This is a genomic window from Salibacterium lacus (assembly GCF_042684865.1).
Lineage (GTDB): Bacteria > Bacillota > Bacilli > Bacillales > Marinococcaceae > Salibacterium > Salibacterium lacus.
In genome coordinates this window covers 1,018,445-1,042,480 of record NZ_JBHUML010000002.1, presented here as the reverse complement: position 1 = coordinate 1,042,480, position 24,036 = coordinate 1,018,445, and the positions used below count along the sequence as shown (strand labels likewise).

Below are 24,036 nucleotides of genomic sequence, written 5' to 3'. Positions count from 1 at the left end.
GTTAAAATCAACCCATTCAACCAGTCCAAAAGGAGCGAATAGTAATGAATCTTTCACTCGAAGGAAAAACATACGTCATCATGGGGGTGGCCAATAAACGAAGTATTGCCTGGGGAATATCGCAGAGCCTTTCTAAAGCCGGTGCGACACTTATATTTACATACGCCGGTGAGAGAATGGAAAAGAATGTGAGACAGCTTGCCGATTCTCTTGATCAGGAAGAAACGATGGTCCTTCCCTGTGATATAACAGATGACAATGAAATTGAAAAGACATTTCAGGATATTAAAGACAAAGTCGGGCACATTGACGGTCTTGCACACTGCATCGCTTTTGCCAATAAGGAAGAACTGGACGGGGATTATCTGAATACGACCCGTGATGGTTTTATGCTGGCTCACAGTATCAGTTCCTATTCGTTGACGGCGGTGGCTAAAGTGATCCGGGAACTGGACTTGATGAAAGAAGGCGGGTCCATCGTTACGATGACGTATCTCGGGGGCGAACGGATTGTAAAGAACTATAATGTAATGGGAGTGGCCAAAGCCTCCCTTGATGCAAGTGTTCAGTATCTTGCCAATGACCTTGGAAAAGACAGCATCCGCGTCAACGCTATTTCCGCGGGGCCCATCCGCACCCTTTCCGCTAAAGGCATCGGTGGTTTTAACGATGTCCTGCAGGAAATGGAGGAAAAAGCTCCGTTAAACCGGCTCGTTACCCAGGAAGAAGTAGGGGATACCGCTCTCTTTTTAATGAGCGACCTGGCCCGGGGTATCACCGGAGAGACTATACACGTCGACGCTGGGTACAACAAGGTCGGTTTGTAAACGGTAAAAGGAAACGCCGGCTCATCCATCGGATGAGCCGTTTTTTTGTTGACGATGTCAGAAAACGCAGGTAAGATGATGGACTGAGTCAGATTGGAGATGGGGTTGGTTTATGGAAGTGAAAAAAGTACTAAATAATAATGTTGTCATCGCCCTTCATTCCGAACTCGATGAAGTCATTTTAACGGGAAAGGGGATAGGGTTCGGGAAGAAAGAAGGAGATCCTGTGGATGAAAGCGGCGCTGAAAAGTTTTTTGTCCTGAAAAACGAGCAGGAGCAGGAACAATATAAACAGCTTTTGATTGAAGTGGATGAATCATTCATCGGCTGTATGAACGATTGCATGACGATGCTTGAAAATCGATTTCAGGTCCAGCTGCACGAACATATTCACGTTGCATTGACTGATCATCTGTACTATGCGGTGCACCGGATAAAACAAGGCATGGAAATACGAAATCCGTTTCTACAGGAGACAGAACTTGCCTATCCGGCAGAATACCAGGCAGCGAGGGACTTGTTGTTTCATCTTGAAACGTGTACAGGAATCCCGATGCCTGAAGGAGAAATCGGTTTTGTCGCGCTCCATATTCATACAGCACTGACCCAGCGCCCGCTGCAGGAGTTGAATGAACATACAAGGCTTGTATCCGGGCTTGTCGAACGTATTGAAGAGACGCTGGAGGTTTCCATGAATACGAAAAATCTGGATCATCAGCGGCTTCTGCGCCATCTCCACCAGACGTTGGAGCGTATACAAAGAGGGGACTATGGAGACGAACCGGATTCATTAAAAAATGTATTGAAATACGAATACCCCGTGTGCTACAATCTTTCTTGGAAGTTGATAACAATGATGCAGCAGGCATTGAAAACACCTGTACCGGAAAGTGAAGTTGTGTATTTAACGCTTCATTTGCAAAGGCTTTCAAGAAAACATAAATAAATATCCCAATCATTTCCGTGTGACTGGTCAAGCAGGCATGAGAGAAGTGGCTGGTTCGTTTCTTGAGGTTTGGGGATACGTGTATCTTTCCCGAATCCAGTAAAACGCACCGCCTGTCTCTCATGCCTTTTTTTATGCTGCTGCTTCAAAAAAAGGGAGGAAATACAATGTGGAAAAAAGCGTTCGGCCTGCTTCAGCGTATCGGCCGGTCCTTGATGCTTCCGGTCGCGCTGCTGCCAGCTGCCGGATTAATGCTTGCCATCGGGACGGCAATGCAGGAAGACAACATGATTGCCATTATGCCGTTTCTCGAATCTGAAATATTTGTTTTCATTTCACAATTGATGATGGATGCGGGTGGAGTCGTTTTTGACAACCTTGCTGTCCTGTTCGCTGTCGGGGTGGCAATCGGTCTTGCGAATGGAGACGGCGTTGCCGGTCTTGCCGCTCTCATCGGCTTTTTCATTATCAATGTAACGATGGGGGTTATTGAAGGGGTTACCTCCGAAATGGCAGGTAATGACCCGGCATTTGCCGAAATACTCGGTGTACCGACGCTGCAGACAGGGGTATTCGGTGGTATCATTGCCGGAATACTCGGGGCGTTTATGTACAACCGTTATTATAATATTCAACTGCCTCAGTACCTGGGATTCTTTGCAGGGAAGCGGTTTGTACCGATTGCGACCGCTTTCGGAGGGTTGATTATAGGTGCGGCATTAACCTTTGTATGGCCGCCGGTTCAGGGTCTCTTGAACAATATGTCCCATGTCGTCACCGAATCGAATACGACGATTTCCGTTTTTATTTTCGGTGTCATTGAACGGGCGTTAATACCGTTTGGACTGCACCATGTGTTTTATAACCCGTTCTGGTATGAGTTTGGGACGTACGTGAATGAAGCGGGGCAGACCATTACCGGGGACCAGCAGATCTTTTTCGCACAGTATCAGGACGGTGTGGAAGAGTTTACAGCGGGTACCTTTATGGTAGGACGCTTTCCGTTCATGATGTTCGGCCTTCCGGGTGCCGCACTTGCGATTTATCACTGTGCCAATGCAGCCAAGAAAAAATATGTAGCAGGTATCATGGGATCCGCTGCTTTGACATCGTTTCTGACAGGAATTACAGAGCCGCTTTCGTTCAGCTTTCTATTCGTGGCACCGGTCCTATTTGGAATTCACGCCATATTGGCAGGTTTCTCGTTTGTGGCGATGCACCTGCTTGATGTTAAAATAGGTCAGACGTTCTCCGGCGGTGTCATCGACTTCTTCCTGTTCGGCATTATACCGAATACAACGCCGTGGTGGCACGTGATCTGGGTCGGATTGATCCTATTCGTTGTGTATTACGTTATCTTCCGGTTTGCGATTACGAAGTTCAACTTGATGACGCCGGGACGTGAAGACGATGAAGAAGACGAGAATGACCAACAGTCCGGTTCTTCAAGCGCCGGCGAGCTGCCGTACAACGTACTCGAAGCGTTCGGCGGTCAAGAGAACCTGGATCATCTTGATGCATGTATTACAAGACTCCGTATCACCGTTCACGATAAAAGCAGCGTCGACAAAAAACGTCTGCAAAAACTTGGTGCATCCGGGGTGATGGAAGTCGGCAATAATGTGCAGGCTATCTTCGGCACACAGTCCGATGCACTGAAATCACAGATGCAGGATATTATCAACGGCCGTGCTCCTGCTGCACCGACCGATGAATCACCTGAACTCGATCCGCAGAAAGAGGCTGAGCCTGCGGTGCAGATCGGGGAAGGGTCCTCTATCATGATCGGAGGTATCGCAGATGGTGAAATCGTGAACATTGAAGACGTGCCGGATGATGTATTCTCCGGAAAAATGATGGGAGACGGTTTTGCCGTGAAACCGGAAAACGGAGAGTTTGTTTCTCCGGTCGACGGTACGATTCATAATGTGTTTCCAACAAAACACGCTGTCGGTATTAAGACAGCTGAAGGTCTTGAAATCCTCGTTCATATCGGGCTTGATACCGTCAACATGAAAGGGGAAGGTTTCGATGTGCATGTAGAGGAAGGCGATGAAGTCAAGCAGGGACAGGCTCTTGTGACTGCCGATCTTCAAAAGATTGAAGAAAATGCATCTTCCACCATCACACCGATCGTCTTCACCAACCTCTCTGACGGTCAAAGCATTCATATGGAAACGAAAGACCATATGAAGAAGGGACAGAAACAGGCAGCGCAGGTAAGATAAAAAACCATGTGTTGGGCAGGTGTTTGATTCCGGATAAATCTTGAACAAAAGCCTTCCCTGTGCATACAGCTATGGTGAGAAGCATATCTCAATCTTCCTTGAAAGGGAGGAATAGCTGATGTCCCACGGTTTTAACAACAGTTTCACGCTTATCGTTGTTCTGTTCATCCTGCTCGTGATCGTTGGGTCCGCTTACGTTTGCTAGAAACGAAGCTGCTCAAAAAAGAGCTCCGGATTCCATTCAAAATGGACCGGGGCTCTTTTTTTTAATGCCTATATCCATTAAATAAAAAAGATCAAATGAAAAAAATGTAACTGTTGCAGGAATGAATAAAAAACACATGCATATAGTGGAGGTAGGAAAAAGACTTTTGTTTGCAGAGGGGGATGGATGGAATGGAACAGGAAGAGCATGGATCCAAAAAGGAAACGGGGCCGCTGTACTACATCGAACAACCTGCATTTACCTCATTTTCAGGGCCGGGGCAGACCGTTTCCATTAAAAAAAACGCGGGAACGGGAAAACGGAGAAAAAATGGTGTCCGCAAGAACAACCGCTCCAAAAAGGCAGAAGAAGAGAAAAAGAACGATGATCCCCCTGATGAAGAAGAAATACCGGAGAACCTATTGGAAGCAGAAAGCGACAGCTCGGAGCAGACGGTCCGGGATCTGCTGCATTATATAGAAACCCTTCCTCACTTTCTTCATCCGGTGGTGGCGTGTGAAACCAACGAGCAGTACTTCCACGGGGATATCCTTGATTCAACAAAAGAACAAATAACATTCAGGGACCGGAGAAGTTTTGAAGAAAACGTCATACCGGTAAAAGATATTGTCCACATGCGTATCATCAGTCTATAAAAAAATCAGCCGGATCGAACCGGCTGATTTTGTGTTCTTCCCTATTTGCAGTGGTGGTCGATGTCGCCGACAAGATTTGGATCCAGGCACTGAATTGCGCAGAAGCAGTCGAGATCTACTTCGATGCAGTAGCGGGTGCGCTCGAGTTCTTCCACTTCGCATAACGACATCGGGTCCACACAGCATTTGCTGCATTCGAGTTCGCTATCAGGACGAAGAAGAGAAAGGGTGGCGCAGCAGTTATCTTCATCGATCTTTTCCACACGGAAGAAAGCGGTCTGGAAGCAGTCATTTCTACCTACCGCTCCAACAGAGGAAAAATATTCACCTGTTTTTGTTTGAAGAAGGAACGGAACTGTATCCAGCCCGTTGTTATTGCCGGAAGGGCTTAACAAGCTGTCAAAGCATTTGTTCCGGCAGTTGCCACCATTGTTATCAACCTGATCCTGAGCATTCTTGATGGCCGCAACCGCATCGCAGACGCAGCTGCCTGCAGCCTCTTCGTGTTTTCTGCATCCCATTACATTCACTCCTTTAGCTGTCTTTTCCTTATCATCATATATCTACAGCCCGCAAAGGGTGTATGAAAATAGACGAATTTACGATAAATGGGCGTTTGTTCTGAAGGAAAAGGGTTAAAAATATAAATTTCGGGTATATAGATTGTAAAGAATACAAAAGATGATGAGCGGAGTAATAGCGGAGAGGTGATAAAATGGGTTATATTGCACCTGTGAACAATGAGACCGCCGTGAATTATGAAAGCCGCCGAGCAGAACAGGCACCAGCGGTACCCAGGGTGGACCGGGTACAGGAAGCGGTGATGACGCAATTCCAGGATAAGAATGAAAGAAATGACACCCGCCATCATGAAGAGACAGTCGTAATCAACAAACGAAAAGAAATAGAACAGGAACTGTATGGCATTGGAGAACGTCTGGATTTTCAGGCATAAAAAATCAGCTTCAGTTTTCCTGAAGCTGCTTTTTATGCTGGGAGGATAATCATATCCATGTTTTTTTCATTTCAACGTGGGGAATACCGGCATCGTAAAATTCTCCGGAAGTGACCGTATAACCGAGTTTTTTATAAAAATCAGAGGCGCTGATCTGGGCATTCAGTTTCATACCGGATGCTCCGGTGTCCTTCGCTGTCTGTTCCATTTTTTCCATCACAGCTCTGCCGGTCCCGGTGGAGCGGTAAGAAGAAAGAACACAGACGCGTTCTGCTTTTCCAATGTTGTCTACAAAGCGAAGACGTCCCGCGCCAACTGGAAGATGATCATCATACGCCGTGAAATGGTAAGCTGTTTCGTCATGTTCGTCCATTTCCATTTCTTCGGGCACGTTTTGTTCGTGCACAAATACCTGGAACCGGACGTGATACGCATCCTGCTTTTGTTTGTCGTCGTGTACCTGAGATACAGTTATCATATTGGGATCATTCCTTTCCACTATCATGGTGGAGCATAAAACGCAGAGCCCGGGGGAGATCTTTTTCCCAAACTGCCCAGTTATGCGCCCCATCCAGTTCATCATAATGGTAATGTCTGTTTTTATGCTGGAAACGGTGAAACAGTTTTCGGTTCGGCGTGAGAAAATCAACGACTTTACCGTCTGTCGTATGTACATCTGTTTCCCCGGTTCCTATGGTATGGTAGATATCAAACAGTTTCCAGGCATCGTTTTGAGATACGGTCTGTAAGACCTCGTCATTGACAAATGGTGACTGCATAATAACACGGGCAAATGTATTCGGATAATGCAGGGCCGTCAGCAGGGAAATGGTTCCTCCGAGAGAATCCCCCATTAATATCCGCCCGTGTGGAAGGCCGTACGTTGAATACGTCTGTTCCAGAAATGGGAGAAGTTCGGACGCCAGAAACGCCATATACGTCCGGCAGCTGCTGCCGGCAGGATGGTACCACTGTCTGCGCTGCATTTTGTCAGGATAGGGGATACCGACTACAATGGTCTGTTCCGCTCCCTGCTCCATAGATGCTTCCATTTTTCTTCCGATCTTTCCGAGTTGAAAATAATCCCGGCCGTCCTGGGTGATGGCCAGGTGGTATGTATATAACGGACTGTAATGAGGCGGGAGATAAACGGGCATCTCAAACGTGTGATCGAGGAGACTGCTGTAAAAATGTAAAGCTTTCATTGTTCCATTCAAGGCAGGGCTTCCTTTCAAGACATACTATAGATATAGAGCGTAACATGCAGGAGGACGCAGTTCAACTTAGAGAAACTGTCAAACAGATATCATACGGCCTTTCTGTGCATATGATAAAATAATAAGTAAGGGGGAATTTAGAATGAAAAAACCCGTAGCAAGTGATGTTGTAGAAAAAGCCGCCCGTGATGCCCTGAAAGAAAGAGGTGTCACGATAGAAAGCATCGCTGACATTGTATATGAAATGCAGGCGAAATACGCTCCGAACCTGACAATGGATGATTGTTACGAAAGTGCGGATGCCGTATTAGGCAAGCGTGAAATCCAGCATGCCATTCTGGTTGGCATTGAACTGGACAAACTGGCTGAAAATAATCAATTATCTGAGCCGCTTCAGACACTGGTTGATACGGATGAAGGACTGTTCGGTGTGGATGAAACGATTGCTCTCGGATCCGTATTTGGTTTTGGAAGTATTGCCGTGACGACATTCGGCTATCTTGATAAAGAAAAATCCGGTGTTATTAAAGAGCTTGACGGCAAAGAAAACGAAGTACACACGTTTCTCGATGATCTTGTAGCAAGTGTTGCTTCCAATGCATCCGCGAGACTGGCCCACCGGATGAGGGACCGCGATGAAAGTCAAAGCAATGATAAAATAAAAAAGCGGGAAGATGAAGAGCTGATCGGTTAAACAAAAGAATTAAGATCAAAACTGTCCTTTCTAAGGACAGTTTCTTTTCAGCCGGAGAAAAATAAATCAAAAAAATCATGCTGCATGACGTGATTTTTCCCGGATAATGGGATAAAATAGAAACGAAGAACAAAAGAAGGAGCAGGATGTTTGTGAATGCAGCACAACCTCGTTGGATTTATTGGAAAGAAACGTTCCGCTCCAAGTTCCAGGCGGGCTGCCTGAAAGCCAAACTGGAAGACAACTGGAGCAACGGATATGAACTCGGGCCGCTTGTCGAAATCCGCAAACTAAAGTCAAACAAATACGTCGTCCGCTATACGTACGATGAATCCTGATGCATCAAATAAAAAGCGCTCAAGGGACGTCCCTTGAGCGCTTTTTATTTATTCTTTTGGAGATACCATTTTCGAAGGGTCTACGATTTCATCAAATTCTTCTTCAGAAAGCATGCCGCTTTCAAGGACGGCTTCTTTTAATGTCTGCCCTTTTTCATGCGCGGTTTTTGCGATTTTCGCTGCATTTTCATAACCGATATGAGGGTTGAGGGCGGTGACAAGCATCAGGGAGTTGCGCAGATGGTCATCGATCTTTTCCTGATTCGGTTCAATACCGACCGCACATTTATCATTAAAGGAAACCATGGCATCCGCTAGAAGATACGAAGACTGCAGGAAGTTGTAAATAATAACCGGTTTGAATACATTCAGTTCAAAATTTCCCTGGCTTGCAGCAATGCCGATGGCCGCATCATTACCCATGATCTGGGTGGCTGCCATCGTCATGGCTTCCGCCTGGGTCGGGTTGACTTTACCCGGCATGATGGAACTTCCCGGCTCATTGGCAGGAATGGTTATTTCTCCAATGCCGCTGCGTGGACCACTTGCGAGCCAGCGCACATCGTTTGCGATTTTCATTAAATCAGCTGCCAGCCCTTTTAAAGCACCATGGGCATAGCTGATCTCATCATGACTCGTCAAAGAATGGAACTTATTAGGCGCGGAGCGGAAAGTGATTCCGGTTACCTTGCTGATTTCTTCGGCGGTATAGTCCCCGAAGGACGGGTGCGCATTAATACCGGTTCCTACAGCCGTGCCGCCGATGGCCAGATCTTTCACGTGAGCGGCGCTCTCCTGAATCATCTCGCCGCTTTTTTCCAGCATCCGGTGCCAGCCGCTGATTTCCTGTCCCAGGGTTAAAGGTGTCGCATCCTGAAGGTGGGTCCGGCCGATTTTGATCACGTCATCAAAAGCCTTTTTCTTCTCTTCAAATGTGGATTTTAACGTATGTAATGCAGGCAGCAGTACATGTTCCACTTTTTGTACCGCAGCAATGTGCATAGCGGTTGGAAAGGTATCGTTAGAGCTTTGAGACCGGTTTACATCATCATTGGGATGAATCAAAGCACTGCTTCCATTTTCTTTTAGAATTTCCGTTCCCCGACGCGCCAGCACTTCATTCATGTTCATATTCGACTGGGTGCCGCTTCCGGTCTGCCAGACGACGAGTGGAAAATGTTCATCCAGTTCCCCGTTTATGACCTCATCCGCTGCTGCAGAGATGGCATCGGCTTTTTCCGGTTCGATGGTTTCAAGACGTTTATTGGCAAGAGCTGCAGACTTTTTCAAAACAGCGAACGCATGAACGACTTCAATCGGCATTGTTTCCCTGCCAATCTTGAAATTTTCCAGGCTGCGCTGGGTCTGCGCTCCCCAATACTTATCGGCCGGAACCTGCATATCACCCAGGGTATCTTTTTCGATTCTGTATTCCATGTTTGTTCCTCCTATTTTATGATCAATATGTCTCCTGCAGGATTTCCTGCAAAAAAGTTTTCCTCTTCTCAGGATAGAAAAAATTCAATCGAAAGAAAAGCATTCCGCGTATTTTTTTTCAAAATACATCGAAAAAAACATAAACATTTTTCAGTACGAGCCGATAAAAACGAATATAAGTAAAAAGTCTTATGTATGAAGTACTTTATAGGAAAGAAGGGGATGTTTTTGAGATCGATCCGGGCAAAGTTAATGGGGATATTTTCATTCATTCTTGTGCTGCTACTTGCTTATGCGGGGTTTATGTTTGTGTCTGTCCAGGACATGAACAGCAGGATTGACAGCGTTATCAATAATGACATGAAAAAAATTAAAGCTTATGAGAATCTGGCTTATAACATAGCAGAGCGGCAGTCTGCAGCGAGCGCTTACATTCTCACAGATAATAACACGTACAAAGAAAGTTTCAATGAACGGACCGAAGAATCCGCTGCATTGGAGGAAAGCCTGAAAGGTCTGGTGGACCAGCGCCGGCTTGATTCCATCATTACGGCTTCCCAGGACTGGGAAGCGTCAGTGCAAAATGATGTATTTGACCGGTATGACGGCGGGATGAAAGTGCATGCGGAGTCCACTCTTACCGATGATTTGATGCCAAAAGGGGTGGAAATCAAAGAAAGTCTGCAGCGTATGATATCGATGGAACAGGCCTCCGTTGATATCAACGCGGCACTGCTTAATAGTCAAGCAGACCGCCTGCTTTGGATCACCATCGCTGCCGGGGCAGGTATTTCCATTATTGGTCTTGTCATTGCGTTTATTATGTCGGGAAAAATATCAAAACCGATCCGGCGGGTTTCCGGTAAAGCAAAAATCCTGTCTGAAGGGGATTTAACGGTGGAAAACATCCACACGAAATCCAAAGATGAAATCGGGCAGCTGGCCCGTAATTTTAACGACATGGCAGATAATCTCCGCGGACTTCTTGTGCAGACGACATCCGCTGCCGAGAGGGTGGCCGCTTCCTCAGAGCAGCTGTCGGCCAGTTCCGAGGAGACGTCGGCGTCCACCAATGAAATCGCGTCCACCATCCAGGAAGTGTCCGGTCAGACCGATCACACGAAAGAGAAGGCGTCCGAAAGTTCTGCGGCGATGCAGGAGCTGTTGGAAGATATTGAAAAGATAGCTTCCGCTTCCCTTGAAGTATCACAAAAGGCCAAAGAGACAGAAGAAGCCGCGGAAAAAGGAAAAGAAGAAATCAGTCATTCCTCCGAACAGATGACGGTGATCAATGACGCAGCACAGGAAACGACGGAGACCATTAAAAAACTCGGCGAACGGTCGCGCGAGATTGGGACCATTATTGAAACGATAACCGACATTTCAGAACAGACCAACCTTTTAGCTTTGAATGCGGCCATCGAGGCAGCCAGAGCCGGTGAACACGGAAAAGGGTTTGCTGTCGTAGCAGATGAAGTACGTAAACTGGCAGAGGAATCGAACCGGTCAGCCGGAAAAATCACGTCGCAGATTAAAGCCATCCAGCAGGAGACAAACGCAGCCGTAGAAAAAATGGAAAAAGGAGCGGAGGAATCGCAGGAAGGCGTTGCTTTGGTAAAAAAAGCAGGAGATTCGTTCCAGACTATCAAGAATTCGATCGAAGAAGTTGGAAGCCGGCTTCAGTATGTTTCTGACATATCCTCCAACATGTCTTCCAGTTCCACAACGGTGACTAGAGCAGTGGAAGACATGAGTGCTGCTGCAACGACCAATGCTGGAAGTGTCCAGAATGTCGCAGCCGGAACGGAAGAACAGCTTGCGGCGATGCAGGAAATATCCAGTTCATCGGAAGACCTGAGTTCTATGGCCAGAGAACTTCAGGACGAGGTCGGTCGTTTTAAATTGTCATAAAGCCCGCAAGACCGTTCCTTTCCCGGAGCGGTCTTTTTGTATTATGATGAATGTATCGAAAAATTTCGAGAAAGCGGGGAATGATCATGGACAAACCATATGTTTTTATTACAAGACGCATGCCTGAAGATATCGTGGCACGACTGGAAGCATCATGCCGGGTGTCGATGTGGGAATATGAAGAGACTCCTGTATCACAGGACAGATTGGAAGAAGAAATAAAACAGGCAGATGCCCTTTTTTGTAACGTTTCCGACCAAATTGATGTAGACATGCTGAACCAAGCCCAATACTTAAAGGTTATTGCGACGATGGCAGTCGGCTATAACAACATCGATATTCAGGCTGCGGCAGATAAAGGTATCCAGGTGGCACACACACCGGATGTTCTGACAGAAACAACTGCTGATTTAACGTTTGCGTTGTTGATGGCAGCAGCCAGAAGACTGCCGGAAGGAATAGACATTATTAAAAACAATGAATGGGGAGCATGGGCCCCATTCTTTTTGACCGGCCTGGACATTCATCATGCCAGAATCGGGATTATCGGCATGGGACGGATTGGGGAGGCTGTAGCCAGACGTGCTTCAGGCTTTAACATGGATATTATGTACAACAGCCGTTCCCCGAAACCGGATGTCGAAAAGTCACTCGGCGCCTCGTATGCCGATATGGATGAACTTCTAACCACATGCGATTTTGTATGTGTGCAGACGCCGTATACGAAAGAAACCCATCATTTAATTGATGAGGGCGCCCTGCAGAAAATGAAAGAAGACGCAGTGCTCATTAACACGTCGCGCGGCGCGGTTGTGGATGAAATGGCACTTTATGAAGCGCTGAAATCAGGGGAAATCCGGGCGGCCGGCCTTGATGTGTTTGAAAAGGAGCCGATCGGAGCCGATCACCCGCTTCTTACTCTTTCCAATGTCACCGCTCTTCCCCACATCGGCAGTGCCAGCGAAGAAACCAGACAGAAGATGGCGGAAATGACAGCAGATCATATTCTGGAAGCTTTGCGGGGGGAAACGGTTTCCAACCAAGTCGTTTGATCCGGAAAAAGGGAGGGGGTGCCGCCACCTCCGCGATTGTTGAAATACAAAAAAACAGGAAAGGGGATACTGCTGCCGGGTATCCCCTTTCCTTTTGTCCGCTTATCCGCTTTTCTCTTCCCGTTTTACTTTCAGAAAGCGGGTTGTTTCTGCGGCGGCGATCCCGGATAGTCCGAGCAGGCCGATCAGGTTGGGAGCGGCCATTAACCCGTTCATCACATCAGCAAGTGCCCACACGGTCTCCAGATTCAGGACAGCTCCGCCTAATATGGCGAGTATAAACACGATGCGGTAAATAAGAATGGAAACCGGCCTGCTGGTCAGATAATAGATGCAGCGCTCGCCGTAATAGGACCATCCGAGCATCGTGGAATAACAGAAAAAAATCAGCCCGATGGAAACAATGAAGGAGCCGGCCGGTCCAAGAAACGATTCGAACGTGGCCGAAGTAAGTGCGGCTCCTTCCACATCAGAACTCTTTCCCTGGTACAGTCCACCCATGACAAGGGCAATACCGGTTATCGAACAGATGACAATCGTATCGATAAACACCTGGGTCATGGAAACAAGAGCCTGACGTCCCGGGTAGTCTGTTTTGGCAGAGGCAGCTGCGATAGGAGCGGAACCGAGTCCTGCTTCATTGGAGAATACACCCCGGGCAACCCCCATCTGAATCACAACTCCGATTGCTCCACCGGCTGCTGCCTGACCGGTAAAGGCGTCTGACAGTATCAGACCAACGGCTGAAGGGACGTCTCCCAAATGAAATAGAATGATACCAAGACCGGCTGCCACATACAGTACTGCCATGATTGGAACGATAAACGAGACGACTTTCCCAATCGTTTTGATACCGCCTAAGATAACCACGCCGACAAGAAGCATGAGAATAACACCGGTAGCCGCATCAGGGAATCCCCAATTGGACTGGAGCACCTCAGCGACTGAATTGGACTGAACGGTGTTGCCGATTCCAAAAGACGCTCCAATGGCAAAGACGGCAAATAACACCGCCAGCCATTTCCATCCGAGTCCTTTCTCTATGTAATACATCGGTCCGCCCGCCATTTCGCCGTTGTCATCTTTTATCCGGTATTTCACGGCGAGGATCGCTTCCGCGTATTTGGTCGCCATCCCGAACAGGGCGGACACCCACATCCAAAGCACCGCACCGGGACCGCCCACCACAACGGCGGTCGCCACACCAGCAATGTTTCCGGTACCTACGGTTGCAGCAAGAGCCGTCATCAAAGACTGAAAGTGGGAAATATCGCCTTCGGTGGATTTGTCTTTCTTCCGGAAGACAAGTTTCAGCGCATAGGGAAGCATGGAAAACTGCAGGAATCCAAGCCGCACTGTAAGAAAAATGCCGGTGCCGACGAGCAAAAGTAAAAAAGGCGGCCCCCAGACAAAATCACTGATAGCTTCGAGTATCTCTTGTATATTCAAAATACCTCCCCTTCCTGTTCGATAAGTGCATGAATGGAAATCTTCGTTCCTATTGTATAGAAGAAGGACATGATTACTATACCAAATTATGAGCTGATGTAACATAAAAAATAAGATCGGTCACGGCTTTTGATCCTTTTTGTGGATATGGTACGCTTAAAAGTAAAGGAATAGAGGAGGCCGATGATGACAACAGACAAAAAGAACATAGTGGGGATTGCAGGAAGTCTCAGGCAGAGTTCTTTCAACCGCCATATCCTTAGGGAAATGGCTCAAAAAACGCCGGAAGGAATGGATATTTCTATTTTCAACCTGAAACATATTCCTCTTTTCAACGCAGATCTGGAGGAAAATGGGGACCCGGAAGCGGTGGAGGATTTCAAGGATGCCGTCAAGGAAGCGGATGGCTTTCTTATTGTAACTCCGGAATACAGCCACGGCATGCCGGGCGTGCTGAAGAATGCGCTCGACTGGGCGGCGAGTGTGAGCAATAGAAACGTGCTCGACGAGAAACCGGTGTATGTACTCGGTTCTTCTCCTACCCCGCTCGGAACGGCTTTTTCCCAGGCTCAGGTGAAACAGACACTGGCTGCAGCCGGATCTTTTGTCCTTCAGCAGCCGGAACTCTATATCGGCAATGTTCCAAATAAGCTTGATGACGCCGGCCATCTTCAGGATGAACGTACAAAAGATAAACTCTATCAGGCCCTGGAAGCATTTGAGAAATGGATCGACACGATGAACCGCAGCAAATAGGAAAAAGGCTTCAGGCAAAGTCTGCGAACATCCAAAAATTATCCATTAAAATAGGGACATGCGCTGCAGGAGACCGCTTTTCTTCCAGATGAAAAAGGGCCGGCATCTGGAGATTGGATGCGGTTGTTCAGGACCGGATCAGCTCCGTGGACACTAAACTCGTTTGACAGCATGCTTAGTGTCCATGGATGTGGGAGTGGGGGACACTAAGACTACCGTCATCAGCAGATAGTGTCCACGGCCCCACGGCCGCAGGGACCACAGTAAAAAGTGTCTCGCTGATATACGGGCATACACCGCAGACGAACCCTTTTTCTCCAGAGCACAAAAATTCCGAATGATTCAATATTGAATCATTCGGAATTTTTTCGTTGTTAATGGCTTTGTCTGGACTCTTTTTATTACCCGCGGTCCGGATCCTGTTGGCGCAGATCGATACGCCGGATTTTGCCGGTGTTTGTTTTTGGCAGTTCGTCGACAAACTGAACCCGGCGCGGATATTTGTATGGAGCGGTTAATTCTTTCGTATGATTCTGCAGTTCTTTTTTTAAGTTTTCTTCCGTTTCCGGAGCAGGCTGTTCTTTCAACACGACAAACGCCTTGACGACGTTCCCGCGGATCTCGTCCGGACTGGCAGTAACGGCACATTCTTTGACAGCTTCGTGCGAGTTCAGGGCATCTTCCACTTCAAATGGTCCGATGGTGTAGCCGGAACTGATAATAATATCGTCGCTTCGTCCTTCAAACCAGAAATAGCCGTCCTCATCTCTGTACGCCCGGTCCCCGGTGAGGTACCAATCTCCCCGGAAGGTGTCTGCGGTGCGCTCTGGTTCTTTGAAATATTCTTTAAACAGTGCGGGGCAGTCTTTATATACCGCAATGTCACCGGCTTCTCCTGCAGGCACTGGATCGCCGTTTTCATCGATAATATCGACTGGATTTCCAGGTGTTGGTCTGCCCATTGACCCCGGCTTAATCTCCATTCCGGTTAACGTTCCGACGAGCAGGGTGTTTTCAGTCTGTCCATACCCATCCCGGACGTCTGCGTTAAAGGCCATTTTAAATGTTTCAATGACCTGCCGGTTCAGCGGCTCTCCTGCGGAGACTGTACTGCGCAGTGCACTGAGGTCAAAACGTTCGAGTTCTTCGACTTTTGCCATCAGCCTGTATTCTGTCGGGGTGCAGCAGAGAGCGTTGACTCCTTCATTCTGAAGCAGTTCAAGATAGGTTTCCGGCTCAAAACGTCCGTGGTAGACAAAGGCCGTGGCTCCCAGAGTGATGGTAGAGAGCAGCGGACTCCAGATCCACTTCTGCCAGCCGGGGGCGGCCGTTGCCCAGACGACATCCCCTTCCCGGACATCCAGCCATTCCCTGGCTGCTGTACGAACATGCGCATAAGCCCATCCGTGCGTATGCACTACCGCTTTAGGATAACCGGTTGTTCCGGATGTATAGGAGAGAAACGCCATGTCCTCCCGTTTTGTTTTTTCACCGTGGTATGTTTCCGAATGCTTCGCTGCCAGCGGTTCAAACGCCTGCCAGCCTTCTTTTTCCCCGCCGAATACAAACTTGTACTCAAGTGACGGGAGTGGTTCTGAAATGCTGTCCATCTCATCTGTCACGTTATGGAAGGCGGCAATTCCTTTAGCTTCTGCATGCTGAATACGGTACACAAGGTCTTTGGCACGGAGCATGGCAGAGCAGGGAACGGCGGTGATACCCGCTTTCAGGCAGGCAAGATGAATGACGTATGCTTCCGGAAGCCGCGGAAACATGAGCAGCATGCGGTCTCCTTTCTGAAGTCCCTGCTCGAGAAGAGCATTGGCGTACTGATTGATTTGTTGAACCAATGCTGCGTAAGACATATCTCTTCTTTTTCCATTTTCATCCATCCAGCGTATCGCTGTTCTTGTATCCTCCCCGGAGAATTTCTCCAGGTCGTCTGTGATATTGTATGTTTCCGGTGCAATTAAGTCCTGACGATTCACAACGTACCCTCCGTTCATGTTGGAATATCATCCTCATTATACTAGAAACGTTCCTGAAAAAAACATCAAAATGGCTGCATTCCTCTCTTTCGTGATGTTTAAAATATGTATTCCTGCAGAAACTACCATAATAATATGGACTGGAAAGGATGGACGATGTGAAAACAGCGGAACTGCTTCTTGCGTGCCTCGAAAACGAGGGAGTTGAATATATGTTTGGTGTACCGGGGGAGGAGAATATTGATGTAATGGATGCACTGATGGATTCCCGGATTGAGTTTATCGTGACCCGGCACGAAACCGGAGCTGCTTTTATGGCGGGAACTTACGGGCGTTTGACCGGGAAACCGGCAGCGTGTCTGGCGACGCTTGGTCCCGGAGCCACTAACTTAATGACCGGCGTCGCCAATGCGAACATGGATAACAGTCCGCTGATTGCCATAACGGGGCAGGCGGGCCTTGACAGGCATCACAAAATATCGCATCAGCATTATGATCTGGTTTCGATGTATAAACCGGTGACCAAATGGAATACACAGGTGAAATCACCCGATACCATTCCGGAGATTGTTCAAAAAGCGGTGGAGCAGAGCACGGGGGAAAAGCCGGGAGCGGTTCATATTGATCTTCCCGAAGATGTAGCCGGGATGGAAGCCGGCGGCTCTCCGCTCCCTGTTCGATCGGATGCAGAAGGGAAAGCCTCAGAAAAGAATATAAACGAAGCACTCGAAATCATCCAGCGTTCGAATCACCCCTTAATTCTTGCAGGTAACGGTGTGGCCAGAGCCGGTGCGGCAAAGGAACTGATTGAATTAGTTGAAAAGCAGGACATCCCTGTCGTGCATACATTCATGGGAAAAGGGGCGCTGCCGCGCGATCACGAAAGAAATCTGCTCACAGCCGGGTTGAGCGGAAATGATTATATCACATGCGGTTTCAGGGAAGCGGACCTGATTATCACCGTCGGCTTTGACATGGCGGAATTCCCGCCAAAAAACTGGAATCCGGACGGCCGGACACCCATTCTTCATGTAGACGGAAAGGAAGCAGAAGTCGATGCGTACTATCCGGCAGCCGTTCAGGTGACCGGCTGTATCCGGACGAACCTGGCAGGTCTTACTCAGTCTCTGTCCTCCAGAACAAGGGATATCGACTGGGTGAAAAATGTCCGTACCCAGGCCCTCGAGGAGCTATCCTCGTTTCAGGAGAGTGAGGAGTTCCCGGTGAAACCACAGAAAATCATTGCTGATCTGCGGGATGTTTTAAATGAAGAGGACATTGTTATTTCTGATGTGGGAGCACACAAAATGTGGATGGCCCGGATGTATCATACCTCCCGGCCCAACACATGCCTTATTTCGAATGGTCTTGCTTCGATGGGGGTTGCTGTACCGGGAGCTGTCGCGGCTAAAATGGTCCGCCCGGACCGGACGGTTGTTGCGGTCTGTGGAGACGGCGGTTTTCAGATGACAGGAGCAGAACTGGAAACTGCTGTGCGCTTGAATCTGCCGGTCATCATTTTATTATGGAGAGACAACGGCTACGGCTTAATTGAATGGCATCAGAGACGTCATTTTGAGCGTACATCCCATATTTCTTTTGGCAATCCGGATTTTATGGAACTTGCACGGGCTTACGGATTACAAGCATACGGCATCAATCATCCAAGAGATCTGAAGCCCGCTCTAAAGGAAGCTGTTTCCCTGCAGAAGCCGGTCCTGATTGATTGTCCGGTCGATTATGGTGAGAACATGAAACTGACTGAAAAACTTGGAGATATCCTGTGTTAGGGAGGACATGGTGAATGAGGATTGGATCAATCATTGACGGCATAGAAAGAACGAAATCCAACCAGCCGGCAATGTATGTAAAAAACCCATACAATGAGGAATATGTGGCCGAGCTGCTTCCTGCAGACGAGCAGGATGTAAAAGAAGCGGTGCAGAACAGCAAAGATACGTTCCATACTGTCATGAAGCAGATGCCCGCTCATGAAAGGGCTGACATTCTCCGCCGGGCTGCTGATCTTCTGGAGGAAAGGTCGGAATCATTTGCGGAAGTGATCATGCTCGAAGCCGGTAAACCGATCCGCTACAGCAGAGCAGAAATAGATCGGTCCATTCAGGTACTCCGCTTCGCGTCGGAAATGACGAAACACATCACCGGTGAAGTGCTTCCAATGGACGCAGCGGTCGGGGGATCCGGCCGCAAAGGATTTGTAAAGCGGGAGCCGATTGGCGTAGTCGGAGCCATTACGCCGTTTAATTTCCCATTAAATCTGTCCCTGCATAAAATCGCTCCTGCTCTGGCGGCAGGAAATACTATCATTTATAAGCCGGCAGAAAAAACACCGGTGTCTGCGTATAAGCTGGTACAGTTGCTGCAGGAGGCAGGACTTCCAAATGGGGTGCTGAACTTGATTATCGGCACAGGGCAGGAGACAGGTGTCCCGCTGACCAGGGATGACAGGGTGCAGAAAATCACGTTCACCGGAAGCCTGCCGGTGGGGCGCTCAATCCAGCAAGAGGCGGGTTTCAAGAAAGTGACACTGGAACTTGGATCCAACTCCCCTAATCTTATTTTTGAAGATGCCGATCTGGACCATGTGGTGGGGGCTCTTGTTAAAGGAGCGTTTGCCTTTTCCGGACAGGTCTGTATTTCCGCCCAGCGAATTTACGTCCAACGTACGATATACGAAATGTTTCTGGATCGGTATGTACAAGAGACCGAGAGCTTAAACGTCGGGAATCCAGCAGAGGAAACGACCGATATCGGCCCGATGATAAACGAGAAGGAAGCAAAGCGGGCTCATCAGTGGATTGAAGACGCAGCAGCCAAAGGAGCAATTGTTCAGACTGGTGGAAGCCGGAACAAAACGATGTTGAAGCCGACGATTATGACAAATGTTACCTCCAATATGAAAGTCACAGCCGAAGAAGTATTTGCCCCGATTGTATCGGTCATTCCGTTTGAAACGGAGGCAGAAGCAGTCGCAATGGCCAACGATTCCATTTACGGGCTGCAGGCCGGTGTGTTTACAAAAGATATCAACCGCGCCTTCCGCACAGCCGATCAACTGGAAACCGGCGGGGTCTGGATCAATGACATTTCAACCTACCGTCAGGACAACCATCCATACGGAGGAGTGAAGCAGAGCGGTATCGGAAAAGAAGGAGTAAAATATGCACTCGAAGACATGACGGAGCTGAAATTTATCGGTATCCGTTTGGAAGAAGAGTAAACGAAAAGAAAAAGCGGGTATGGCATAATACTAAAAGACGGAGCCGGGTACTTTTCGCCGGCTCCGTCTTTTGGTGTCATGTCTCGTATGGTTCTTCAATCCATCCGCGTGCATAGAAGGCCTTTGTGATATGTTGGATACCGGCAGTATAGGCGGCCTGGCGCATCCGAACCTGTTTCTTCCTGCGTATGTCGAGAACCTTCTGAAATCCCTCTTTCATTTTTTCGGTCAGCTTTGCATTGACTTCTTCTTCTTTCCAGTAATAATTCATTGCATTCTGAACCCATTCGAAATAGGAAACCGTCACACCCCCGGCATTACACAGGATATCCGGAATGACGAAAATGTCTTTTTCCTCCATTATTTTGTCGCCTTCTGGTGTGGTTGGTCCGTTAGCAGCTTCTGCCACTATTTTTGCCTGGATGGCAGGGGCTGTATTTTTTGTAATTTGATTTTCCACGGCTGCCGGTATAAAAATATCGACAGGAAGCCCGAATACGTCTTCGTTTGTTAAAGGCTCGGCACTGGGATACGTGTGAACCAAATTGCCTTTTTTGACGAATTCCTGTATGTCTGGAATATCGAGTCCGTTTTCGTCATAGATGCCGCCGTGGGCGTTGGTGATCCCGGTGATTTTCACCCCGAGACGGTGTAAAAACTCAGCCGCCATGCTGCCGACATTGCCAAATCCCTGCAGGGCTGCTGTTGCCCCATCGAGTTCCATGCCGAGGAAGGCGGCTGCTTCCTGAATAGTAATCGCTACCCCGCGTCCTGTTGCGGCCAGCCTTCCTGCCGAACCGCCGATAATAACGGGTTTGCCTGTAAGCATTCCTGGGATATTATGGCCGCGCAGTTTGTCGTATTCATCAATCATCCAGCCCATTACTCTCGGGCTCGTATTTATGTCAGGTGCCGGTATATCTTTTTGAGGACCGATAAGAGGAGTGATTTTCTCGATATAGGTACGGCTTAATGTTTCCAGTTCACGTTCGGAAAGTTTATCCGGATCGACGATGATGCCGCCTTTGCCCCCTCCAAACGGCAGGTTGAGAATAGCCGACTTTAAAGACATCCAGATAGACAGCGCTTTGACCTCGTCCGCATTTACATCAGGATGAAATCGGATGCCACCCTTGGTCGGTCCGAGAATATCGAGATGCTGGGAGCGGTATCCGGTGAAATTCTCGATTCGTCCGCTATCCATACGGACAGGAATGGAAACTTCAAGCATTCTCATCGGCTGTTTCAGTAAATGGTACACATTTTCGTTCAGCCCCAGTGCAGTAGTGGCATCTTCCAGTAGTCCCTGAACAATGTCATATGGATTTTTCAGATGGGTGGTAATATCAGCTTCTGCTTTGTCTGTTCTTGATTGCAATGAAAAACCATCCTCCTTCTTCTGAAATGCAGTCTTTTCCTTAGTAATGTAGAAGACTCTTTCCCTTCTCTATAGGAAAAGCCTGAAAAGATAAAGAAAACTTATCTTTTCAGAGCAGCTCCTGTTATTGGTTCTACAGTCCCGTATTATTTTCTCCAGGCGATTTCTTTTCATTCACATGCTGCTCTGGAGAAAGGGGAGTGTCATGAACATACGGGGGAGCAGGATTTAAATAAGGAACTTGTCCCATTGGCTGCGGGTTTCCATCGTATTCGAATGTGCCTTGCTGATCCATGCTTGTCCCGCCGGCCCAGCGTCCGGTTTGGCTTTCGGTCCCTTCGGAAAAATTCATGAACGAATAGGCCACTTCCTGTTTCTCCTTTTCTCTTGGAAAGGTGGCAGGGACAACAACGGACTGCTGCTGCTCCAAGTCTTCGATGGCAGCCATCCATTGATTTTGGTGCATTGTATCTCTGGCGATCAAAAAAGACAGCATGTCTCTCACGCCTTGGTCGGTGGTGGATTCATACAAACGAACGACCTGCAGTCTGCCTTGGGATTCGGCGTTTAAATTGGCACGGAAATCAGCCAGCAGGTTACCGCTTGCAATCGTGTATCTTGAATTCCACGGATACCCAGCACTGTCGGCCGGCTGGGCTCCCAATCCCGAAACAATGATATGCTGGGGGTTCATGCCACCCATGACTGCCTCCAAAACAGGATCTTCGGCCGCAGTTTCCTGAGTTTCTACCGGTGCAGAATCCAACAGCTGGGCAATCATGGTCGTCAGCATTTCGACATGGGCAATTTCTTCGGTCCCTATATCAAGCAGCATGTCCCGGTATTTTTCATTTCCCCGGCAGTTCCAGCCCTGGAATAGGTACTGCATAGCTACGGTTATTTCTCCGAACTGTCCTCCCAGCACTTCCTGGAGCTTTTTGGCATATACAGGATCCGGTTTATCGGGTTTTGCATTATATTGAAGTTCTTTTTTGTGATAAAAAATGATAATCGCTCCTTTCAAGAATACACTTTTGGATTTTTAGAAATAACAGCATTGATAACATATTTATGAAAAAGCCATTCTCCTGCTCCTATAAGAACTCCGGAAATGAGCGCTGCAATAAAAGGAACAGGCCCTTTCAGAATAAACGGTCCGGCGAACCAAATCACTAATGTGCACAATCCGATGTCGGCTATGGTGGAGACAGTATTATTTGTCGCTTTTAGTATAAATAAATCCCCGATGATGTAGGCAGTACCTGTCACAATGAGGGCCAGTCCGGCTATATTCCAGAACGGATATCCACCGAATGGTAACAGGACAGCAAGCAGAATCAGGAATGTAAGAACGGCTTTGATGCCGAGTGCTATGACATGATTCACGAGCCTTCCCCCTTTCATTAAGCTTAGGCTCTGCAGAAGGAACCGGTTTATGCGGCGGGAAGTGTTGGAAGGACGGCGTTATCTTTGAAATGTTGGAGAAATGTCGGAGAGGGACGTTTCGCAGTACTCTTTATTTGTAATGTCCGCCGATTTTCTGCGCCCGCAGCAAAGCCTGCCCGGCCGCTGTAAGGGAGGAGGCATGGAGGACAGCGGCACTGCCGAAGCGTTCTTTTAAGTGATCAATGGTGTGGTTCAGGCTTTCTTTGTCCTGAAGCGTCGAAAACAGGGAAAGCTGGCGGAATGTATCGGGAATCAGCTGATCCAGTGTAATACCGACGCTGCGGAGGGGAAATCCGGTCCAATGCTCATGGAATAAGCGGCAGACCGTCTCATAAATGACCGTTCCATCGTTCGTGTAATCCATCAGTTTTTCCTGACGGTGAAAGTCGGCGGGAAAATCAAAATCATGGCCGCCGGCTCCGGCTGACACCGTGCACCCTATGTATCCGCCTGCCCGCACCCGGCGTGCTGTTTCTTCGCTCAGTTCACGCAGGACGACACGGATTTCATCCCATCTGTAATAATCGCGCGCCAGTGTCATGTGATGGCCGATTCCTTTATGATGGACATGGGTGTCGGTGGTAACCGGTGAAGAATCCCGTCCGTACGCGGTATGCCAGATTAGTTCGCCGTTGATGCCCCAGCGTTTTTTCAGCTGGTCCAGTGGAAAGGCAGCGAGCTGTCCGATGGTGCGGATGCCCATGCTGCGCAGGTGTGCCTCCATTTTCCTGCCGACTCCGAATAAGTCACCGACAGGGCGGGGCCACAACTGCTGCTGCAAATTGGCAGGGGACAGGGTGAATATCTCATCCGGCATTTTTTTGGCAAAGTGGTCGCACGCCATTTTGGCGAGCACCTTGGTCGGTCCGATGCCGACCCGCGCATTTACACCGAGCATTCGTTTCACCCGGCGTTTCAGCAGACGGGCAGCTTCTCCCGGACTTTCACCCGGAGGGAGCACGTGGGTCATTTCCACAAAAATCTCATCGACACTGTACGGCTCCACCTGGTCGCTGATGGATTCGAAAACAGCGGCAATTTCGATGGAGGCATCGAGATAAGCCTGCATGCGCGGCTTTATGACGGTAAGATGCGGGCATTTATTCTGCGCTTCCCACAGTGCCTCCGCTGTCTGTACTCCCCACTTTTTTGCTTCCGGACAGGCGGCCAGAATCACACCGCTTCGAATCTCCGGATCCCCCGCGACCACGACAGGATGCTCCTCCAGATCCGGCCGGAAAACTTTTTCGAGGCCGGCGTAAAAAGACTGCATATCGACAAGAAAAACAGTACGTTCCATATTCACCGCTCC

At 48.4% G+C, this 24,036-nt stretch carries 23 protein-coding genes; 13 read left to right on the top strand and 10 right to left on the bottom strand.

All coding sequences use genetic code 11. From position 1 onward, the window contains the following. The first annotated feature begins 44 nt into the window (after positions 1-44). From fabI to ACFSUB_RS06140, 5 genes are all read left to right on the top strand, one after another. A complete protein-coding gene (fabI, locus tag ACFSUB_RS06160) occupies positions 45-827 on the top strand; it encodes an enoyl-ACP reductase FabI (RefSeq protein WP_380712307.1) in 783 nt (260 codons plus the stop codon). A 112-nt stretch (positions 828-939) separates the two neighbouring features. Then, complete coding sequence (glcT, locus tag ACFSUB_RS06155) at positions 940-1,773, top strand: glucose PTS transporter transcription antiterminator GlcT (protein ID WP_380712306.1); 834 nt, start codon at positions 940-942, stop codon at positions 1,771-1,773. A gap of 167 nt (positions 1,774-1,940) precedes the next feature. Then, on the top strand, positions 1,941-4,001 hold the full coding sequence (ptsG, locus tag ACFSUB_RS06150; RefSeq protein WP_380712305.1) for a glucose-specific PTS transporter subunit IIBC: 2,061 nt from the start codon (positions 1,941-1,943) through the stop codon (positions 3,999-4,001). A 118-nt stretch (positions 4,002-4,119) separates the two neighbouring features. Further along, positions 4,120-4,206, top strand: a complete 87-nt coding sequence (locus ACFSUB_RS06145; protein ID WP_090925370.1) for a YjcZ family sporulation protein — start codon at positions 4,120-4,122, stop codon at positions 4,204-4,206. Positions 4,207-4,397: 191 nt separating this feature from the next. Next, positions 4,398-4,862 (top strand): hypothetical protein, encoded by a 465-nt coding sequence (locus ACFSUB_RS06140; protein WP_380712304.1) that lies wholly within the window; start codon positions 4,398-4,400, stop codon positions 4,860-4,862. A gap of 41 nt (positions 4,863-4,903) precedes the next feature. Here the strand turns inward: ACFSUB_RS06140 and ACFSUB_RS06135 are convergent, their stop codons facing one another. Continuing rightward, positions 4,904-5,383, bottom strand: a complete 480-nt coding sequence (locus tag ACFSUB_RS06135) for a CotY/CotZ family spore coat protein (protein WP_380712303.1) — start codon at positions 5,381-5,383, stop codon at positions 4,904-4,906. A gap of 194 nt (positions 5,384-5,577) precedes the next feature. Here ACFSUB_RS06135 and ACFSUB_RS06130 point away from each other — a divergent pair, with 194 nt between their 5' ends. Further along, on the top strand, positions 5,578-5,817 hold the full coding sequence (locus ACFSUB_RS06130; protein WP_380712302.1) for a hypothetical protein: 240 nt from the start codon (positions 5,578-5,580) through the stop codon (positions 5,815-5,817). A gap of 49 nt (positions 5,818-5,866) precedes the next feature. On the opposite strand, the gene ACFSUB_RS06125 is transcribed toward ACFSUB_RS06130, so the two are convergent. Both ACFSUB_RS06125 and ACFSUB_RS06120 read right to left on the bottom strand, forming a co-directional pair. Next, positions 5,867-6,295 (bottom strand): GNAT family N-acetyltransferase, encoded by a 429-nt coding sequence (locus ACFSUB_RS06125; RefSeq protein ID WP_380712301.1) that lies wholly within the window; start codon positions 6,293-6,295, stop codon positions 5,867-5,869. 7 nt (positions 6,296-6,302) lie between these two features. Next, complete coding sequence (locus ACFSUB_RS06120; RefSeq protein WP_380712300.1) at positions 6,303-7,034, bottom strand: alpha/beta hydrolase; 732 nt, start codon at positions 7,032-7,034, stop codon at positions 6,303-6,305. Between the two features lie 142 nt (positions 7,035-7,176). On the opposite strand from ACFSUB_RS06120, the gene ACFSUB_RS06115 reads away from it, so the two are divergent. Together ACFSUB_RS06115 and ACFSUB_RS06110 are read left to right on the top strand one after the other, a co-directional pair. Further along, entirely contained in the window at positions 7,177-7,728 is a 552-nt protein-coding gene (locus ACFSUB_RS06115; RefSeq protein WP_380712299.1) for a phosphatidylglycerophosphatase A family protein, read from the top strand. A gap of 152 nt (positions 7,729-7,880) precedes the next feature. After that, entirely contained in the window at positions 7,881-8,066 is a 186-nt protein-coding gene (locus tag ACFSUB_RS06110; protein ID WP_244504300.1) for a hypothetical protein, read from the top strand. A 48-nt stretch (positions 8,067-8,114) separates the two neighbouring features. Here ACFSUB_RS06110 and fumC read toward each other — a convergent pair whose 3' ends face one another. Continuing rightward, positions 8,115-9,503, bottom strand: coding sequence for a class II fumarate hydratase (fumC, locus tag ACFSUB_RS06105; protein ID WP_380712298.1), 1,389 nt, complete (start codon positions 9,501-9,503; stop codon positions 8,115-8,117). A 228-nt stretch (positions 9,504-9,731) separates the two neighbouring features. Between fumC and ACFSUB_RS06100 the strand changes: the two genes are divergently transcribed. Together ACFSUB_RS06100 and ACFSUB_RS06095 are read left to right on the top strand one after the other, a co-directional pair. Next, positions 9,732-11,414 carry a methyl-accepting chemotaxis protein gene (locus tag ACFSUB_RS06100; protein ID WP_380712297.1) on the top strand — a complete coding sequence of 561 codons (1,683 nt, stop codon included), beginning with the start codon at positions 9,732-9,734 and terminating at the stop codon, positions 11,412-11,414. Between the two features lie 86 nt (positions 11,415-11,500). Then, complete coding sequence (locus ACFSUB_RS06095) at positions 11,501-12,466, top strand: 2-hydroxyacid dehydrogenase (protein ID WP_380712296.1); 966 nt, start codon at positions 11,501-11,503, stop codon at positions 12,464-12,466. A gap of 102 nt (positions 12,467-12,568) precedes the next feature. On the opposite strand, the gene ACFSUB_RS06090 is transcribed toward ACFSUB_RS06095, so the two are convergent. Then, positions 12,569-13,909 (bottom strand): alanine/glycine:cation symporter family protein, encoded by a 1,341-nt coding sequence (locus ACFSUB_RS06090; protein ID WP_380713192.1) that lies wholly within the window; start codon positions 13,907-13,909, stop codon positions 12,569-12,571. 192 nt (positions 13,910-14,101) lie between these two features. On the opposite strand from ACFSUB_RS06090, the gene ACFSUB_RS06085 reads away from it, so the two are divergent. After that, positions 14,102-14,671: an NADPH-dependent FMN reductase gene (locus tag ACFSUB_RS06085; protein WP_380712295.1), complete on the top strand. Its 570-nt coding sequence runs from the start codon at positions 14,102-14,104 to the stop codon at positions 14,669-14,671. A gap of 401 nt (positions 14,672-15,072) precedes the next feature. On the opposite strand, the gene ACFSUB_RS06080 is transcribed toward ACFSUB_RS06085, so the two are convergent. Next, a complete protein-coding gene (locus ACFSUB_RS06080; RefSeq protein ID WP_380712294.1) occupies positions 15,073-16,677 on the bottom strand; it encodes an acyl-CoA synthetase in 1,605 nt (534 codons plus the stop codon). A gap of 140 nt (positions 16,678-16,817) precedes the next feature. On the opposite strand from ACFSUB_RS06080, the gene ACFSUB_RS06075 reads away from it, so the two are divergent. Next, positions 16,818-18,449, top strand: coding sequence for an acetolactate synthase large subunit (locus ACFSUB_RS06075; protein ID WP_449329207.1), 1,632 nt, complete (start codon positions 16,818-16,820; stop codon positions 18,447-18,449). A gap of 14 nt (positions 18,450-18,463) precedes the next feature. Then, on the top strand, positions 18,464-19,900 hold the full coding sequence (locus ACFSUB_RS06070; protein ID WP_380712291.1) for an aldehyde dehydrogenase family protein: 1,437 nt from the start codon (positions 18,464-18,466) through the stop codon (positions 19,898-19,900). A gap of 76 nt (positions 19,901-19,976) precedes the next feature. Here ACFSUB_RS06070 and ACFSUB_RS06065 read toward each other — a convergent pair whose 3' ends face one another. The 4 genes from ACFSUB_RS06065 to ACFSUB_RS06050 form a co-directional block, all read right to left on the bottom strand. Further along, a complete protein-coding gene (locus tag ACFSUB_RS06065) occupies positions 19,977-21,278 on the bottom strand; it encodes a Glu/Leu/Phe/Val family dehydrogenase (protein WP_380712290.1) in 1,302 nt (433 codons plus the stop codon). 133 nt (positions 21,279-21,411) lie between these two features. Further along, a complete protein-coding gene (locus ACFSUB_RS06060) occupies positions 21,412-22,284 on the bottom strand; it encodes a manganese catalase family protein (protein WP_380713191.1) in 873 nt (290 codons plus the stop codon). Positions 22,285-22,298: 14 nt separating this feature from the next. After that, positions 22,299-22,664 carry a DUF2512 family protein gene (locus ACFSUB_RS06055; protein ID WP_380712289.1) on the bottom strand — a complete coding sequence of 122 codons (366 nt, stop codon included), beginning with the start codon at positions 22,662-22,664 and terminating at the stop codon, positions 22,299-22,301. A gap of 130 nt (positions 22,665-22,794) precedes the next feature. Beyond that, positions 22,795-24,024 (bottom strand): DNA polymerase IV, encoded by a 1,230-nt coding sequence (locus ACFSUB_RS06050; RefSeq protein ID WP_380712288.1) that lies wholly within the window; start codon positions 24,022-24,024, stop codon positions 22,795-22,797. Between the last annotated feature and the right edge of the window lie 12 nt (positions 24,025-24,036).